Source organism: Picrophilus oshimae DSM 9789, assembly GCF_900176435.1.
GTDB lineage: Archaea > Thermoplasmatota > Thermoplasmata > Thermoplasmatales > Thermoplasmataceae > Picrophilus > Picrophilus oshimae.
On sequence record NZ_FWYE01000004.1, the window covers coordinates 61186 to 80839 of the forward strand.

At 34.2% G+C, this 19654-nt stretch carries 16 protein-coding genes; 5 read left to right on the forward strand and 11 right to left on the reverse strand.

All coding sequences use genetic code 11. The annotated features are described in order from the left end of the window. Positions 1-74 precede the first annotated feature (74 nt). A complete protein-coding gene (locus B8780_RS06800; RefSeq protein ID WP_084273129.1) occupies positions 75-1154 on the forward strand; it encodes an AAA family ATPase in 1080 nt (359 codons plus the stop codon). A 131-nt stretch (positions 1155-1285) separates the two neighbouring features. On the opposite strand, the gene B8780_RS06805 is transcribed toward B8780_RS06800, so the two are convergent. From B8780_RS06805 to B8780_RS06840, 8 genes are all read right to left on the reverse strand, one after another. After that, positions 1286-1702, reverse strand: a complete 417-nt coding sequence (locus B8780_RS06805; RefSeq protein WP_084273130.1) for a hypothetical protein — start codon at positions 1700-1702, stop codon at positions 1286-1288. Positions 1703-1844: 142 nt separating this feature from the next. Beyond that, the gene (locus tag B8780_RS06810; protein ID WP_011176863.1) at positions 1845-2543 is read right to left on the reverse strand and encodes a hypothetical protein; all 699 of its coding nucleotides are present in this window, start codon (positions 2541-2543) and stop codon (positions 1845-1847) included. Between the two features lie 101 nt (positions 2544-2644). Further along, positions 2645-3130, reverse strand: coding sequence for a TRASH domain-containing protein (locus B8780_RS06815; protein WP_084273131.1), 486 nt, complete (start codon positions 3128-3130; stop codon positions 2645-2647). Positions 3131-3144: 14 nt separating this feature from the next. Then, positions 3145-4362 carry an MFS transporter gene (locus tag B8780_RS06820; protein WP_084273132.1) on the reverse strand — a complete coding sequence of 406 codons (1218 nt, stop codon included), beginning with the start codon at positions 4360-4362 and terminating at the stop codon, positions 3145-3147. Continuing rightward, on the reverse strand, positions 4353-5579 hold the full coding sequence (locus B8780_RS06825) for an MFS transporter (RefSeq protein WP_084273133.1): 1227 nt from the start codon (positions 5577-5579) through the stop codon (positions 4353-4355). Before B8780_RS06825 ends, B8780_RS06820 begins: the two co-directional genes overlap by 10 nt. Before the next feature lie 44 nt (positions 5580-5623). Further along, a complete protein-coding gene (locus B8780_RS06830; protein ID WP_084273134.1) occupies positions 5624-7144 on the reverse strand; it encodes a glycosyltransferase in 1521 nt (506 codons plus the stop codon). Beyond that, a complete protein-coding gene (locus tag B8780_RS06835; RefSeq protein ID WP_084273135.1) occupies positions 7141-8184 on the reverse strand; it encodes an RAD55 family ATPase in 1044 nt (347 codons plus the stop codon). The genes B8780_RS06830 and B8780_RS06835 overlap by 4 nt, the downstream gene beginning before the upstream one ends. 11 nt (positions 8185-8195) lie before the next feature. After that, on the reverse strand, positions 8196-9128 hold the full coding sequence (locus tag B8780_RS06840; RefSeq protein WP_084273136.1) for a hypothetical protein: 933 nt from the start codon (positions 9126-9128) through the stop codon (positions 8196-8198). 245 nt (positions 9129-9373) lie between these two features. Between B8780_RS06840 and glgB the strand changes: the two genes are divergently transcribed. The 4 genes from glgB to B8780_RS06860 are packed head-to-tail and all read left to right on the forward strand — an operon-like array spanning position 9374 to position 16288. Beyond that, complete coding sequence (gene glgB, locus B8780_RS06845; protein WP_161939696.1) at positions 9374-11467, forward strand: 1,4-alpha-glucan branching protein GlgB; 2094 nt, start codon at positions 9374-9376, stop codon at positions 11465-11467. Further along, complete coding sequence (locus B8780_RS06850) at positions 11448-13340, forward strand: alpha-1,4-glucan--maltose-1-phosphate maltosyltransferase (protein WP_084273138.1); 1893 nt, start codon at positions 11448-11450, stop codon at positions 13338-13340. The genes glgB and B8780_RS06850 overlap by 20 nt, the downstream gene beginning before the upstream one ends. Beyond that, complete coding sequence (gene treS / locus B8780_RS06855; protein ID WP_084273139.1) at positions 13333-15009, forward strand: maltose alpha-D-glucosyltransferase; 1677 nt, start codon at positions 13333-13335, stop codon at positions 15007-15009. Before B8780_RS06850 ends, treS begins: the two co-directional genes overlap by 8 nt. Continuing rightward, positions 14978-16288 (forward strand): hypothetical protein, encoded by a 1311-nt coding sequence (locus B8780_RS06860; protein ID WP_153274231.1) that lies wholly within the window; start codon positions 14978-14980, stop codon positions 16286-16288. The genes treS and B8780_RS06860 overlap by 32 nt, the downstream gene beginning before the upstream one ends. On the opposite strand, the gene B8780_RS06865 is transcribed toward B8780_RS06860, so the two are convergent. The 3 genes from B8780_RS06865 to B8780_RS06875 form a co-directional block, all read right to left on the reverse strand. Next, positions 16269-16634, reverse strand: coding sequence for a trehalose synthase (locus B8780_RS06865; RefSeq protein ID WP_236719405.1), 366 nt, complete (start codon positions 16632-16634; stop codon positions 16269-16271). The genes B8780_RS06860 and B8780_RS06865 overlap by 20 nt on opposite strands. A 25-nt stretch (positions 16635-16659) precedes the next feature. Then, positions 16660-17979, reverse strand: a complete 1320-nt coding sequence (locus B8780_RS06870) for an MFS transporter (protein ID WP_084273142.1) — start codon at positions 17977-17979, stop codon at positions 16660-16662. Positions 17980-18321: 342 nt separating this feature from the next. After that, the gene (locus B8780_RS06875; RefSeq protein WP_084273143.1) at positions 18322-19518 is read right to left on the reverse strand and encodes an MFS transporter; all 1197 of its coding nucleotides are present in this window, start codon (positions 19516-19518) and stop codon (positions 18322-18324) included. Positions 19519-19654: the final 136 nt, after the last annotated feature.

The window sequence follows — 19654 nt, forward strand, 5'->3', positions numbered from 1 at the left end:
AATTTATAGCTTTATTATATTTATTGGCAATGCTTATAAGTAAGTATGTACTTCCTTAGTAAGGTGGTACTTACTTGCTGTTCGATCCATATCCGAAGAACAATTTAAATGATTTGTATGATAGAAGGGCCGAGATAGAAAGGCTTCAAAACGGTGTTAAATATCCATTGACCGTTATCCAGGGCTTAAGAAGAACTGGCAAATCATCTCTTGTAAAATCCGTTTTAAATGATATGATATACATAGATATAAGAAAGTACAGTGGCAAGGGATACATATCTTACCGGGATTTAATAGAGGAATTCAATAACGCAATAAACAGGGATTTAAAAGACAGGTTAAGGGACGTATTTAAAAACATCTCCGGAATAAATATACTTGGCAATTCAATATCATTATCATGGAAGAAAAACAGGGTAAGGTTAATAGATGTATTAAATGCAATAGATGATTATTATAATAATAACAATAAAAATATAATAATTACAATCGATGAGATACAGGAGTTAATAAAACTCAAGGGATATAATTTTCTAAATGATATAGCGTATTCATTTGATAATTTTAAAAGCATAAAATTCGTTTTAACAGGATCACAGATAGGCGCACTGCACAATTACCTTAAAATGGATGATTATAATTCGCCACTGTACGGAAGGGCCTATACATTAATAGATTTAAAGCCATTTAACAGGGAACAGTCCATGGATTTTCTTAAAAAGGGCTTCAATGAGTTTAATATTGATTTTAATGATGCTGAAAATGTTTACAATACACTTGGTGGCATACCTGGCTGGCTTGCATATTATGGATTCAGGTATGTAAATAATTCTAAAGACCCAATGAATGAAACAATAAAAAATGCAAGGAATACAATAATAATGGAATTCTGCAATTTTATTGCAAACCGCGAGATGGCATTTAAAAGATATTATTTAATACTAAATAAATGCATTGAGAGATCATCATGGTCTGAAATAAAAAATTACATAGAAAATAATGAAGGAAATATTATACCAAACTCCGTTTTAAATAAGATGCTTAACAATCTCATTGATTATTCTTTTATAAAAAAATACGATGAAAAATATGAATTAATAGATAACATGATGAGGTATGCATTTAAGGATAGAATAAAATGCGGAAACATGTAATTTTAAATATTAATGCTGTTATTTAAATTAAAATTCTATATTTTATTTAATCATCATGCAAATATAAAATCACATCAATCATGTGTTTAAACATGGCCTTTAATGTATAAAATTATGATAAATAATTTATATCATTCCAGATCCTTTATATTATTATATAAATCATTTATTGTTTTTTTATCTATAAGATCGGAAAGCCAGGTGAAATCAATGCTTTTTAACATTGTTATTATATCATTCCTGTTTGCGCAGTGATTTCTCCATTCATCAAACAGTTTCAATGCCATTTCAGTGTTTCTGTAAATGTTTTTATAACCATGTTCCTCCAATAATCTTGCAACCATAAGCATCTCGCCCTTTGGAACGGCACACCTTGTATCGTTTCTATTATATCCATATTTCATTGCAAGCGATTGCAAAAGCCTTCTAAGTGATTTGTATGCCCTGAAGGCGGCAAGATCTGTAATATTGTTATTTAATCTAATGCATGCAACGCCCGCATCCTTAATGGACATCTCTGCGTATTGCCTTTCAGATCTTATCGGCATTATTTAAAAATACAATTTATCATTTAATATTTTTTTATTTTTAAATTATCATAAAAATATAAATATCAAAATGCGGTTTAAATACATAAAATCATTTTATAATTATTTAAATTTTGATAAATAAAAAATTAATTATAATTATTTATGGATCAGATACAATATTCACGGGCACTGTAAAGCTAAACTTTGAGTCCTGGTAATGGTTAACATCAAGGTTTCCTGAGTTGCCAAGGCCTATCCAGATTGTTAATACTGCCGTGCTCCCGGGGTTCATTGATGTGCCAAAGCCGGATGCACTGTATGAGTATATCCAGCCCGTATCATTGTAAAGATCCCTTGTAAAGTTTGAGGGCGAAACCATATGCGACTCTATTGTTTTGTTATCAGGGTTGTATGGATTGTTTCCGTTTTCCCTTGGACCAAAGAATATAAAGACATTGCATGATGTTGGTATCTGCTTTATTGAAACCGGGCTTGGTATGGACGCTATAAATCCTACAGTACCATTGTTTACAAGTACAAATTGCAGTTCTATATAATCACCTGGCGCAAAATTTGTCGCATTTACTGTGTAGTTAATATTCGTGCTGTACGTATGATAATATGAATCGCCCAGTGGCAGATTATAAATACCGCTGGATTGATATAATTTAGATCCGTCATATATTGTATAGCCTGCATTATTCGGGCCCATAACCGTAACAGGTGTGTTTGTTGCATTGCTTCCTATAAGAGTTCCACGGAATTCCCATGATAGGTGCCCTGCCGTGCTGTTTCCTACAATGCCTGATGAACCTGAGAATGCCGAGAAGGCAAATGCGCCCCCAAGCGCAATCAACATTGGTACAACAAGCAGTACTGCTATCTTTTTATTCAGTTTTTCACCTAGTATTAAATCATGGAATTAAAAATATATTATAATGAAAACATTGTAAGAACAAATTATATTCTTTCCTTTAAAAACTGTGATTTGCATGTGCTGCAGCAGAAATAATAGATCCTGTTTTTATGCTCATATGTATGCGATTCTCCTGTTATTACCGAGCCGCAGTAATCGCAATAAACCGATATGCCCGTAATGGCACCGGACCTGTGCCTGGCACCTGCCATATCTATGGACTCGTAATTTATCCTTGTAAGGTTTTTTAAAACAACAATGTACTTTCCGTTCATTAGCTCATAATATTCAACAATATCTCCTGGATCTATATTATCAATCGAATCCGTTTTTACTATATAGTATAGATCGCCATTATTTTTTAAATCAACAGTGTACCTTTCTATGTAATCATCGTTTAACCTTTTTAATATGCATGAAACTGTATTCCTGGATATATCAAGCTTTTTTGCTATTTCCGAAATAGAAAGCCTTGAGTTCTCAACGAGAAGCCTTAGCACCCTGGATTCATTCCTTGAAAGGTTCTTCATGTAATATCATTTATTTAATAATATTTATTTTTTTGGTATAGTTTAAGAAAGATGATTAATGCACCTGTAAAATAAAAAATTGATGATATCTGAAACAGATGGCTGTATGACTCAAAGTTCTGGTATTTAAACATATAAAGAACAAGGCCGTATATTAATGGTGATACCGCGGATGCAATACCTGTTGAAAGAAAGAACACAGACATGAACTGGCCGTGCCTGCCCGCTGGAACAATATAGCTAAGGTATGAGTTTGATATTGAGTAATAGTTTCCAAAGGATATTCCTATAATTGATCCAAGAATTAAAAAAATTATGAAGTTTCTTGCCATTGAAAGCAAAAATATTGAGATGCCGCCCGCAAGTGGAAACAGGAACAGAAGGATTGATTTATCTATTTTGTCTGATAAAACTCCTATGAATGCCGATGCAATCGCGGAAACAATTAAAATAAAAAGACCGGCAATTGCAACAAAGATTGCCGCGTTGCCTATGCCAAGTGAAAATTTTATGTAATAGTATTCAAAGAATGTAAGTCCAGAGCTGCCGCATATAATCAAAAAATTTGATACGAAAAACCATTTAAATTCAAGGGAAAACCTGAATTTTATATCGTTTTTAATAATTTTTAAATCGTCATGCCTTATTGTTAAAACTGTTAAAACCGTGGATAATGAAATCGTTATAATTATAATAAGTATCGAGATTCTGAGCATTCCGTGGCTGATAAACAATCCCGAAAGACCGAAGCCCATTGCAGTTCCGGTAAGCGTAAAAAAGCCATTTATACCAGATGATTTTCCCCGCTGATTCTCGGGTATTATATCCCTTATCAAGGGCTGGTATGCCCCATAGGCAAGGTTTGATCCGATCTCAATGACTATATAAAGTGCAAAAACAATATAAATATAAAAATAATTAAACATTATTAAAATCAATGATAACAATGATAATAGCGATCCTGCAATTATAAACGGCGTTCTCCTTCCAATGCCTGTCACTATTTTGTCACTAAAAAATCCAGAAAGATAATTAAATACAATTCCGGTCATTATGCCTGCAAAGCCCACAAGACCGAGAATTATGCTCTGCAGCGATCTTGCTATGTAAATTGATATAAGGTATGGCAGTATAAGTGCCTCAAATGATATCCATAGATAGTTATTTCCAAGGTATATTGAATTCATGCCAAATATGTATTTTGTACTTTTAAGCACACTTTTTAATTCCATTTATCATTAATAATTTTGCGTTTTAGCATCATTATAAATATAAAGCCGGTAAAAAGCATCATTCCTGCAGCAAAGAAAACATATGAGAACATGGAATAGGAAACATAATTTAATATTACACCATAGATCAGCGGTGATGCCGAGGATGCACCGCCGGTTGCAATATTATAATATGCCATGAACTTTCCACCCTCATCATGCGGTGACATATCGCTTGCAAGCGCCTTTGAAACACTGATGAATATGCCATATGATGCACCTATTAATGATCCAAACAAAAGGAAAAATGAAAAGACCTGAAATTCAGGTATCAGGAACATGGCAATAGAGCCAAGCGTTGATGAGACCATAAGTATATAAATTCTGTTCATTTTATCTGAAAGATAACCAAGAATCGCAGATGCCAAGGCAGAGACAATTAACACGAAGATCCCTGCAATCGAAACATAGTACGATGGATTCATTGCATGAAGTGCGTATTTAAAGAAGTAAAGCTCAAAGAACGACAGGCCTGAAACACCAGAAAGCACAAAAAATGTTCCGGCGACAAGGTATTTGTACTCTTTAAGGCCGTTTTTTAAGCTGAACATATCAATTATTGATGATTTAATATTAAAATTGGTTTTTACATAGACATCGTCGTTCTTTATTGTTATTGAGGTTATTATTCCGCTTGCAATAAGTACAAGGACAATAATGATTATCGAATAATAATACATTCTATAAGATATAAGAAGGCCTGTTATTCCATAGCCCATGGCCGAACCTATTAATATGAAGATGCCGTTTATTCCTGATGCTGAGCCCCTTTGATTTTTTTCAACGAGGTCAACAAACAGCGGCTGGTATGCACCAACTGCCACATTTGATGATATCTCTATTAATACAAATCCGGCAAGTATTAATATAAAATTCACGGCAATTAACATGTTTATTATCAGGATCATGGAAGATAGGATAACGCCAATCATTATGTACGGTGACCTCTTCCCCCAGAGCATGCCAAACCTGTCGCTTATATTTCCAATGAAAAGCGCTGTTAAAATACCTATTAATGTACCCAAAAATGCTATAATTCCAAGGAAAAGGCTGCTGTTTTTATAATACATTAATTCTACAGGCAGTATATAAGACTCAAATGATATCCATAGATAGTTATTTCCAAGATGCACGGCGTTCATTCCGATCAAATAGCCAGGGGTTCTCTTTTTAATCATCGTTGTAAAACCATATTTTTTGTGTTAATATGCTTTTGTAATTGCTAATATTCAATAAAAACCGGTTTATCAATGTTTGATATTCTTGGAGCCCTGTTTATAAAGAATATTGGTATAAAAAATGTGAACTCAAGAAATGCCCAGAATGCCGTTATGTAATTGAATAAATCTCCGCGAATGATCAAAAGTATGCCGGATGTAAATAATAAAATCATGAATGCAAACTGTGGCCAGAACCTTATCCAGGGCAGCACGCCTCCTGTCCTTGCAGTTGTGAACGGCCTTTTTTTATGCATTACCGTGCTTATTGTTGCGTTTATGCTCAACGGGAACATAATTATATTTGCAGCCATGTTTAAAAATATGTATCTTTTTGGAGCTCCCTTTTGAAGCTGCAAAATGGAAAATGCAAGTATTGAAAAAATTGAGTACGGCATCCATATTATTATGTAGCCAACGTAATTGAACGATAATACATAGATGCCTAGCAGGGAAAGCGCAGGCGCCAAAAGAAAGATTAAATAGAACCAGCCAAAGAGATACCATATTGATGTTGCAGTCCAGTCAATTTTCTGTGAAATTTTTGTATTTTTATTCATTATAATGTTTTTAAATATCTTTGGTATTAATGATAAAGAGCCCCTGGCCCAGCGCCATTGCTGATTTATATAACCCTCCATGGTAACAGGTGCCCTGCCAAAAACAAGCTTTTCATTGTAATAGTATCCGGTCCAGCCATTTTTTATTAGATTTATTGATGTCGCTATGTCCTCAACGAGATTTTCCTCGTCAAAGCCGTTTACAGATTCAAGTGCACGCCTCCGGTAAACAATGTTTGTGCCGCATGAAAAAACAGTACCGGCAATGCTCTTACCCTCCATTAAAATATCATAGAATATGAACTGCTGGCCATCTGCCATGTATGCAAGCGCACAGCTGTCCGTGTTTGCATAGTACTGCGGCACCTGAACAAATCCGGCATCATGATGTTTGTCAAGCAATGATGACACGACTTTTATAAAATCAGGTGCAGGCATCTGGTCTATATCTATTACTGCGATGTATTCCTCATTTGTCATTCTTATTGCATTATTTAATGCGCCGGCCTTGTATCCATTTCTATTTTTTCTATGTATATATCTTACATTGATTTTTTTATAAAATTCAAGATTCTTTTCAAAGCTGCCATCCGTTGAATCATCAAGAACATATATATTTGCATTGTACTTTGTATTATTTAATATTGCCATAAGGTTTTTCCTGACCATGTTTATATCCTCATTGTATACAGGAACGAGAACAGCGACTTGCCCTGTTGCACCTAAATAATTTAACTCCTTTGTTTCACTGTAATAATTCATGCTGCGCCTGAAGGCCAGCAACAGTGATAAACTCTGTACTGCAAAGAACAAATTTGCAATCCAGAATAAAACAGAAAATACGTCATCGGCAATGCTGCCGTGATGAAATATATAAAGATAATAAAAGGATAGAATAATGCCTGAAAAGATAAAAATTAATGTTGCGTATATCAAAATTAGAATAAGAACCCTTTTTATGATCATTCAACCTCTCTAAAGGTTTTTTCATGTTCCTGCTCAATGCCATTTTTTGTTATTACAAAATAGAATGGTGATCCGTCGAAATCTGTGCCACGCATCTTTGCAATGACCATGCGCCTTCTTAAATCGCCATTATAGTTTAAATCGAGTTTTATAATACCTGATACATAGTATTCCTCCATGCCATAAATACTTAAATCACTTGCCCGTATCCCTGAGGTTATTAATGTAACTGAACCATCAAATGTTATTGCCTTCATAAACATATTTATAAAATCATCATCCGGAAATAATAATGGGTTAACAGGATCTATAACTATCCTTCTAATTTTTTCATTTTCAATCATTGATCTTATATCCCCGGCTATTCTTGTTATGTATTTTCTTGTATTTCCCTTGCCATCAATAATTTCGCCCTTCATTAAACGTATCTGATCAGATATTTCTAAAACCTTTATCATGCCGGATGCATAAAATTTATTGAAATCAATATTCATGGTGTTCATGTTTGATATGTACTGTTCAGGATAGGTATCCGTGACAATAATAAGCCCCTTTTCCCCAAGACTGGCCCCGTGGCATAGAAATATCGTTGACAGTATTGTTTTTCCGGTGCCTGCCTTCCCTGATATAAGGTATACATTATTTTTTAAAAATCCACCGCCAAGCCTTTCATCAAGTAAATCTATGCCGGTTTCCGCCCTCTCACTGGATGATCCTTTTAACCTTGCATCAACAACCTTTATGTTATATGTCTTTACCAAATTTGATTCGTCGCTGCTCAGATCACGGTCTATTATTATTGCCCTGTTCTTTATATCGCAGTCCATGCACTTGGCATTGAACAATAATATATCGCTAAGTGCATTCACATCATTTATAACCAGAAATGCTATTAATATATCAGGTCCCTTAACTATGTAATCAAATTCATAGATAACACCGGATTTTCCAGTTATGTTATAATTTTCATTTATATCATATGAGTTATAATTCCCGAACTCTGAAACTGCTTTTTTAATTAAATCCTCTTTTATTATCATCTGGCATCACTTTATATGATATCAAAAACATAATCCTGATAATCACCTATGTAGCGTATTGATACAATGTTCTGACCTGTTAAATTATATGATTCAGAAAAAAGTATTCTTAAATACTCGTCAATTCTGTAATATGATAAAATGACAGTAAGGTTTATAGAATCCTTATCAACCTTAATAAAGAGATGATCCCTAAATATACCGGCATCGTTGGCTGCCTCCCTTACAGCCTGAAGCATTCTATTTTCAACAAAGGCCTCATAGATGCCGTCGTCTATTTTATGAACGTCATTTGATTCCCTCATTTCATCGTTTGTGTAGACAAGCATCTTGAATTTGTTTGATACAGAGTATGCATCAAGAACCTCTGCAATGCTATCATGATTCATCATAAATTCTGATACATAATCATTATTATGTATGGACAATGGCACATCGTATGAAAGCACTGAAAGCCTTGTTCTCTTGTTTTTATTCCCTATAAGCCATTTTATCCCCTCTGATGGCGTTATTTTTATATTGTTTATTACGTTCGGTCTTATCATATATTTTGATAATATATCTGTTATTTCCTTTCTGTACCTGCTGCTGAACCTGAATCTTACTGTAAGCATGCCGTTCTCAAGGTCCGTCTCGGAGAAAACAACAGATCTGATATTTCCAAGCTCCTCAATAAGTTTATACTGTGATTCACTGTACATGTTTTGAATTATCCTGTAATAATTATTAAAATCATCATAATCAAAGAAATTCATCATTTCCATGATATTTTTATCATCTGTTTTTGGCACATATGCCCTTATGTAATGGTTTTTTCCATCGTTTTTTATAAACACGGTTATTGGATTTTTGTATATTTCAGATAATCTTCCTATGGATATATTAACATTATATGAAAATTTACATTTATAATCAAGCTTTTTATCAATATCACTTATGTTCATAAAAATATAAACATTTTGTCATATAAATAATTAGTTATTTCATTAAAATTATAAATGGTGATCCATGTCAGCGGCACCCTCGTCTATTTCCTCATCGATCTTTTCCTGATAATCGTCTTCCTTCTCCTCGGGCTTTATCTTTTTCTTCTCCTTTTTAATACGCATAAAATATTATAAAATGTTATCTATTAAACCTTTCCATTAATAAATCAAATTAATATATGATAAAATTATATAATACATGCATGGATTTTAAATGCTTAAATGATGTTGAATGCAGCCATCCAGAAAAAATATTAGGTCCACATCTTGAGGATGTTTACATAATAAGGGCGTACATACCAATTGCCAGGGCCGCATTCATATTGATAGATAACAAAAAATATCAAATGATTGATAATGGCAAGGTTTTTGAATATAGATCAGACAATGAAATAAATGATTATAAAATATTATACATTGATGATTCAGGCTATGAAAAAACGATCGATGACCCTTACAGGTTCAGGCCTGAGATCTCTGATTATGATATATATTTATACGGAACAGGAAGATTATTTGAGGCATACAAAACATTTGGTGCTCATTTAAAAACCATAAAAGATGTTTCAGGCTGCAACTTTGTTGTGTGGGCTCCATCAGCATTATCAGTTTCAGTGGTTGGAAATTTCAATCACTGGACACCGGGCATGCATCCAATGATAAATGTAAATGATTCCGGCATCTGGGCGCTTTTTATACCTGGTATAAAAGAAAACGAGGTTTATAAATTTGCAATAAAAACAAAAAACAATGAAATAAAGATGAAGACTGATCCATTTGCATTTTACACAGAGAAAAGACCAAGAACAGGATCAATTGTAATAAATGATGATTTTCACTGGACAGATAATTCATTCAAAAGATCCGAAAATGCGTTGTCAATATACGAAATGCATCTTGGCTCATGGAAGAGAAATAACGGTGATTATTACAATTACAGGGAAATAGCAGATATGCTTATAGATCATTTAAAAAAAACTGGGTTTAACTGCGTCGAGATCATGCCAGTAATGGAGCATCCACTTGATATTTCATGGGGATACCAGGTTGTAAACTACTTTGCACCAACATCAAGGTATGGAAAACCAGATGATTTTAAATACCTTGTAAACAGGCTCCATGAGAATAACATTATGGTCATACTCGACTTTGTGCCAGCGCATTTTCCAGATGATGACTACGGCCTTTACATGTTTGACGGAACACATTTATACGATTATGAGGATCCAAGAATGGGAAGAACACCTGACTGGGGAACAAACATCTTTGATTTCGGCAGGAATGGCATCAGGTCTTTTATTGCATCTGCGGCCGTTTTCTGGATTGATAAATACCATGTGGACGGATTAAGATTCGATGCTGTGACATCAATGATATACCTGGACTTTGGCAGAAAGCCAGGCGAGTGGATTCCAAATATAAACGGCGGAAACATAAACCTCGAGGCAGTTTCGCTTTTAAAGGAGATAAATGATTACATACATAATAAATATTATAATGTAATAACTGTGGCGGAGGAATCAAGCACATACCCTGGAATAACATCAGAATCAGGGTTAAATTTTAACTACAAATGGAATCTTGGCTGGATGCATGACACACTAGATTTCTTCCATGAGGATCCATTGTACAGAAAATACAGAATAAATAATTTAACATTCAGTGTTATGTACATGTACAGCGAGAATTTTATTCTACCAGTATCCCATGATGAGGTTGTCTACGGCAAGGGCTCACTTTACAGAAAGATGCCAGGAAATAAAAATGAAAAGATTTCCAATGTAAAACTGTTTTTATCATACATGTTTTCATATCCAGGGAAGAAGCTTCTTTTTATGGGCAACGAATTTGCACAGAAAAATGAATGGAATGTGCTTTCACAGCTTTCATGGAACGATCTTGATGATGGAAAATATGTAATGGAATTAATACACGATTTAAACAATTTATACAAAAACGATTTTAATTTTTACAATGATAAAAATTTTTCATGGATAGATTTCAATGATAAAACAAACACTGTTATAAGCTTTAACAGGGGCAATGCCGTATGTATTTTCAATTTTACTCCTGTTGAGCGTGAAAACTATGCAATAGGCGTTGATTATCTATCTAGGTATATTGAAATTATAAACACCGATTCAAAAAAATACAATGGAGGCAACATTTTAAACGAATCCATTTATGCATGTAAGTACCCAATGCACGGGAGAAGATACTCGATAGAAATAGATCTGCCGCCACTGGCGGCAGTTATTATGGAGCCGGAGGATTTAAATGGATCCAGTGGCAATTGAGAATGTAACACCGGAGATAGAATGCGGAAGGTTTCCGGCAAAGATAGTTGTAAACAGCAAATTTACGGTGACCGCAGAGGTTTTCAGGGCAGGTCACGACCTTGTTTATCCCGTTTTAATGTACAGGAAATTAAAGAAAAGATGGAGATCAGTCGCCATGAAAGGCACCGGCAATGATCTTTATGAGGCATCATTTACACCAGATGAGCCGGGAATATACGAATACAAAATATCGGCCTGGAAGGATTCATACGGCACTTTAATAAGGAACATAAATGCCTGGCTTGGCTCAAACGAGGATGTTGAACAGGATATAATCGAGGCAATCAATTTAATTAAAGATGCATATAAAAGATCCTCAGGGAATGATAAAAAAATTATTAAAAGATACCTTGATGATTTAATCAATTCAGATTTAAATAAAAAGGTCATGATACTAAACGATAATAATTTCTCATCTATAATAAAAAAATACCAGAAAAAAATAGATAAAACAGATTACAGAACCTTAAGGCTCATCGCTGACCCAGACTACGGTAGCTACGGTTCATGGTACGAGCTTTTTCCAAGATCCATTGGTAACTTTAATGATCTAATAAAACATTTAAACTATGTAAAATCGATGAATTTCAATGTTTTATATTTAACGCCAATACATCCAATTGGCATTACAAACAGGCGCGGGAAGAATGGATCAAGAATTTCAGATAAAAATGATCCAGGAAGTCCATGGGCCATAGGCAACGATTCCGGAGGGCATTACTCGATTAACAGCGACCTTGGCAGCCTTGAGGACTTCAAGAATCTTTTAAGGTCTGCCCGGGAAAAAAACATCATGATAGCCATGGACATTGCTCTGCAGTGCTCACCTGATCATCCATATGTAAGGGATCATCCTGAATGGTTTTATCACAGGCCTGACGGTTCAATAAGATACGCGGAGAATCCGCCAAAAAAATACTATGATATATATCCATTGAACTTTGAAACAAAAAACAAAATGGCATTATGGAACGAGATGAAGAACATATTTTTATACTGGATTTCAAATGGTGTAAAAATATTCAGGGTAGATAATCCACATACAAAGCCCCTGGACTTCTGGGAGTGGCTTATAAATGATATAAAAAGGGATCATCCGGATGTTGTGTTTTTATCAGAGGCCTTTACAAGGGAAAATCTTATGTTTGAACTTTCAAAGCGGGGCTTTACAATGTCATATACATATTTTACATGGAAATTAACAAAGGGCGAGATAACAGAGTATTTCAAAAAGCTTTATTCATATCCATATAATTTCTTCTTCAGGCCGATGCTTTTCACAAACACACCTGATATACTTGGAAGAGATCTTTCCATGGGGAGAAATGAATTTATAATAAGGTCCGTGCTTGCCTCAACGCTTTCATCCCTGTGGGGCATATACTCAGGATTTGAATTATGCGAGAATGACCGCCTTGATGATACAGAGGAATATTTAAACTCTGAGAAGTACGAAATAAAAAGGAGAAATTTTAATAGCGATAATAATATAAAAGATATCATAGCAAGGTTAAACTCAATAAGAGATGAAATGCCGGCGCTTAGATCTGGAAAAATAAAATTCTGCGAAACGGACAATGATAAGATAATAGCATATGCAAGGTATAACAATGAAAACAAAATTCTCGTCGTTTTAAACCTTGATACAATGAATGTTCAATCAGGTTTTATAAGGGTTCCATTGAATGATTTTTCAATGGATTTAAATTCCATATACGATGTCCATGATGTTTTAAATAACAATCATTACAAATGGAGTGGTGAGTACAATTATGTCAGGTTAATACCCGGGAAGCGCCAGGCACATATAATGGTGATTAAAAATGCTTGATAATAATGGTTTATGGTACCGTGATGCTGTATTTTATGAGGTTCCTGTAAAATCATTCTATGATTCAAACAAAGATGGCATAGGCGATTTTAATGGCCTAACAATGAAGCTTGACTATTTAAAAAAGCTTGGTGTTGACGCCTTATGGCTGCTGCCATTCTATAAATCGCCATTGAAGGACGACGGTTACGATATATCTGATTACTATTCAATACTGCCGGAGTATGGAACAATTGATGATTTTAAAAACTTCATAGATACCGCGCATTCAATGAACATAAGAGTAATAGCGGACCTCGTTCTAAACCATGTATCTGACCAGCATCCATGGTTCATTGAATCAAGAAGCAGCATTGATAATCCAAAGAGGGACTGGTTTATATGGAGCGACACACCAGAAAAATTTAAGGAGGCAAGGATAATATTTATAGATACAGAAAAATCAAACTGGACATATGACCCGGAAACAAAACAGTATTACTTTCACAGGTTTTACTCATCCCAGCCGGATCTTAACTATGACAATCCTGATGTCAGGAACGAGGTTAAAAAGGTTATAAGGTACTGGCTTGACCTTGGCCTTGACGGCTTCAGGGCAGATGCGGTTCCATACCTCTTTAAAAGGGAGAATACAAACTGTGAGAATCTGCCAGAAACACACAACTTTTTTAAGGAAATAAGGAGGATGATGGATGAAGATTACCCTGGAACAATACTTTTAGCAGAGGCAAACCAGTGGCCTACAGAAACAAAGGCATACTTTGGTAACGGCGATGAATTTCATATGGCATTCAATTTTCCTTTGATGCCAAGGATCTTTATAGCACTGGCCAGGAGCGATTACTATCCAATAATGGATATAATAAAGCAGACGCTGCCGATACCTGATAACTGCGACTGGTGCATCTTTCTTAGAAACCATGACGAGCTTACCCTTGAGATGGTCACGGATTCAGAAAGGGATATCATGTACAGGGAGTACGCAAAGATACCAAAGATGCGTTTAAATCTTGGAATAAGGCGCAGGCTAGCACCGCTTGCTGACAATGATATAAACACAATAGAACTATTAAACGCATTAATATTTTCACTGCCCGGCACGCCGATAATATACTATGGCGACGAGATAGGAATGGGCGATAACATATATCTTGGCGATAGAAACGGTGTGAGAACGCCAATGCAGTGGTCATATGATAGAAACGCCGGTTTCTCAATGGCAGATTCGGAGCAGCTCTACTCACCGGTGATAACAAATCCTAATTATCATTATGAAAGCGTGAACGTTGAGGCGGAGCTCAGGCTGAGCTCATCGCTTTTAAACTGGATGATAAAGATTATACATGTTAGAAAGGATTACAAGGAGCTCCTCGGCCGTGGCTCAATAAAATTTATAGAGCAGGGTAATAAAAGGGTGCTTTCCTATATAAGAGAGTATGAAAACCAGAGGATGCTGTGCCTTTTTAATTTATCAAGGAATCCAACGTACGTTGAACTAAATTTAAGTGATTACATAGGGCTTAAACCAATAGAGGCCATAACAAAGGCAGCATTTCCAAGGATAAAGGATGATAGGTATTTCATAACAATGACACCAAGGTCATTCTTCTGGTTTAATTTAATTGTACCTGAAAGGGATGATTCATACGACCTCATTGGAGAAGATTAATAATATAATAGAAAGCGATGAATTTAAAGAGTATTTAAAAAACAGCAGGTGGTTTCAAAATAAAAATGAAGATATAAATGAGATAAAGATACATGATCTCTGCGAATTCAATAATATAAACTTTTTGATTTTAAATGTCATTACGGACTCTGGCAATTACCTTTACTATTTTCCAATGATTTTTAATGATGAATACGATGCAGTTCGTTCAGTTAACTATGCCGAAACAATAATAGATCTTTTCAATAATAATTCAGAATTAAAATGTAATAAAGGAAAAATAAAATTCATTAAAAACGGGAATTTTAAACTAAAAAATGGGCCATTTTCACAAATAAATGCTGAGCAGAGCAACAGTTCATTCATTATAAAAAATATCATTGTTAAGAATTACAGATACCTGCAAAATGGAGAGAACCCGGATGTAACAATGATAAATGAGCTCATAAAGAACGGTTTTTATAATGTGCCTGAGCCGTTCGGTCATGCGTTCTATGAATCGGAATGTGAAATGATATATATAGTCAATGCCTCAAGGTACATAGAAAATTCATCTGATCTCTGGTCATATTCATTAAATAAAATAAAAAACATGCTTTATAATAAAAATATAAGTGATGTTAATGATTATATTAATGATCTGTCAAAAATCCTTGGGGGTATAACCGGCAGGATGCATAGGGCACTTTACATCTCAAGGGAAAGGGATTTTTTACCTGAAATTTCAGATATAAAAGATTTTGAAATGATAATCAAAGAAACCATTGAAAACTTAAGAAGATCAAATCTTTTTGATTCTGATTTTATAACATTTTTTAATGACAGGTTTCATAAAATAATAAATGATACTGATATAAAAAGGATTTATAAATTCAGGATACACGGAGATTACCATCTGGGCCAGGTTTTAATTTCAGATAAATTGTATATTATAGATTTTGAGGGCGAACCCATGAGGGCTCTTTCGGAAAGATCGAAAAAAAGCATACCATTAAGGGATGTTGCAGGCATGATACGTTCAATAAGCTATTTAATAAATTCATTTGATTTTCTTTCAAATGACATTGATTCAATGGAAAAAAATTCAATGGAAAATTTCATTGAAAGCTATAAATCATCTATTAAAGACATCATGGATTTTCAAAACGATTTAATCTACATATTTTTAATGCAAAAAGCCTCATATGAACTATTATATGAAATAAGGAACAGGCCATCATGGGTTAACATACCACTGAATTACATAAAAAAGGTTTACTCTAATTTAAGGTCCTGCTGATTCCAAGCATGACCGCATAGTTGCTTATAATTCCAATGGCAATCAGGAAATGTATATATGGCATGTAAATGTCATAAAATCTTAATTTTAACAGTATAAACCCAAGGCCTATAACACCTGTAAACAATATCAGGAACATGTTTACATATGAAAGCCTTTTTAATCTAGTATTTCCTGAGATCTTTATTAAAACAATTGAGATTAAAAAGATTAAAATTCCTGTAAAAATGTGGATATATAAAAAGTATTTCAACGGTATTCTTACCTGTGATAAATAGAAGCCGGTCATCATTTGAAAAACTATCAAAAAGGATATTAACCAGAGTACCTTTTCATATTTGTCCATAAAGATCATTTAAAAAAAATAAAATTTATCTCTTAATATCATGGCTTATCTTTCTGTCAAGTCCTGACAGGCTTCTTGATCTTGTTTCAAAGCCCTTTCTCTGCCATAGTATTGTCATTATCAATGACAATATGAATATTGACATTACTGAAGCAGCCGGAATTATAAATGGAAGCGCCCTGTATGTTAAAAGTATCATGACAAGGCCTGCACCGACCCATACAGTGAATCTTACTATTGAAACGTATGTGCCCCTTTTATAGGTTGGGAATAGCTCAGGCTCCAGCATTCCACGTGCAGCCCATGTAACCTCTCCAGGTATAAATAAAAGAACCATTAATGCTGTAAGTATCAGGCCATATGTGCTGTGCGTTAATGCCTCAAAGATCCAGAGTACAGCCCATAGAACAACAAGAAGCCCATATGACATTATTGTAAAGGATTTTCTGTTTAATTTCTCAACAAGAACTAGACCTGTTATTATTCCAACGATGGTCATTGTGAATCCGCCGATTATCGGTATGTTATCGGCAAGCCCTGATGAAAAATAGCTGTAACCAACACCGTATGAGAAATATAAAAATGCAACGTCCTGTGCTATGCCTATTATTATAAGTATCAGGAACCTTAATGGTATGCCAACCTCGGGCTTCACAGGCTCGGCATTGCCGTCCTGCTCCTGCCATGCATTTTCTATGTCAGTTGTTGATTTTACCGCACGCCATGGTTTGCTCTCCTTTACATAGAACCATGAAAGGCCAAGGGCAATAAGTGGTGCTATGAATAGCATTGATATTGCAAGCCTGCTTGTTGCACCAGAGAAATGCAATAATACAGGTATAAAAGTAACGGCAACACCGATGTTTCCAAAATTCTGAACGATAACAAGAGACCTGCCGCGAACGCTTGCAGGAACAGATTCAACAATCATTGATAGGGTTGGTGTTTCAAGGCCTATTGCGGCCATTCCAACAAGGATGAAAGATATTACAAGTGCAATAACATACCTTGATAAAAATGCAAAAATTGCTATACCAATAATAATCATTGCAGATGTAACCATAAAAGAGCCACGTCTGCCTATTTTATCGGCAAGTGACCCTGAAAATAATGCACCGACGCCACCGGCTATGTAAGGTAAGCTTAGGCCAATGAAGAAATATTTTGCAGGGAGTATTCCACCAATGACCGAAACCGGTCCGTAACTCTCGGCAACACCGTAGACAAGCATGCCCATTGCAAGTGCTATTAAAACAGTCCATGGAGACCTTCTTCTGACTTCATCAGCATTGCCCATAAAATGGCCGGGCAAATCACTATTAATACCATCAGCCTCTTGTGCCATTATGTCCTAATTACAAACTTTATAAAAGACTTTCTCAAAATTTTTTGTTAAAAAATGTTTGTGTTAAAAATTTTAATGACATTTATTCATATTATAATATTCTTAAATAAATTTAAATATTCTAATATCATAAATGATTTATTATTGTAAATTATAAATTCCGGTCATAATTTTTGATTTTACATTAATAAATTGTTTTATTTAAATTGAACGTTTTATTAATCAGGGCATTAACTTTAATATAAATAATTTCATTTATAAATATATTTGATTTTAATTATAATGTTTTTAAATTAAAATGTTTTAAAAATTATCATATTAAATAAAAATCCAAAATTATATTTAAAATGTGTTTTTATATCTTCTTGTATTTATTCCAAATATTTCATCATCCTTCCAGTATTTTTTTATTATTATCAATACTGATATAACAACAGGGATTATGAGAATTGCAAATGTTTCCTGAAATCCTATGTATGGTATAATAATTGCGAATAACAATGGAACGATCATAAACAGGCTCATATTGTAAGAATAAAAGTATGAATTTATTGCATTCCTTTCCTCAATTGATGATCCCCTTGATATTTCTATGGTTGATATGGGAAATATGGAACCATGCGGTATGCCCAGGAGCATCATGACTGCAATAAAGGCGTAATAGTTGGGTAAAAATGGGAATAGTATCAATGCCATAATTGTTATTGCTGGAGCAATTATTATTGCATATCTAATATTTTTTATTGGTCTTATGCTTAAATATATTCTTGTAAAAAATGAAACCGTAAAAAAGAATACGAATGGCAGATATGCCATAAAACTGCTTACGTGAAATCTTGTTTCCGCAAAAATTGCAAGAAAAACGGTGAGTGCTGCAAATGGAACATTGTACGTTGTTATTGTAAGAATTGACGTCCATAAACCTTTATTGTGTTTTACTGATGCACCGTGTTTTTCATTTCTATTTTCAGGGAAGCTAATAAAAAATGATGCTATAAATCCTATTATTCCAATTGGCGCAAAAAATAGAAATATTGTTCGGTATCCAATTATTGTTAATAAAAACGATTCAAGGGAAGGCCCAAAAACCAGGCTAAGGCTTAAACCCACAGAGTATATGCTTAGCAGCCTTTCCCTTCCAGTACTATCCGGATACAAACTTGCGGATGTAATTATATTTGGCAGTATTATACCATATGATATTCCTATTAAAAAGGAGATTATAAAAACACTTATATTGTTTGATATATAATATAATATTAAAAATATTGTAAGCATGAAATTAGCAAGGACAAAAATGTATTTTCTTAACTTTGAATTCATTAAGGGATTTAAAAATGATGTTGCAAGAACCGTTCCAAGATATATTATTGCAGTAACCAGGGCTGTTAGCACATATGAAAAATGAAGGACATATTTAGAAAGCAATGGCACTGTTGTAACAACCATATTGTTTGTCGATCTCATTGATAGTGCCATTAATATTAATATAATTGAATATAATAAAAACAGATGTTTACTCTTATTTAATTTATTCATAAATCATTATTCAATAACATTATTTATACTATACCATGAATGACAGTGTCTATTAGTAATCCAGGTCCTGTTCAGATGAATGGATTCCAAGAAGTTATAATTGATGTTCTCCATTATTAAATGGCAATGTAATATT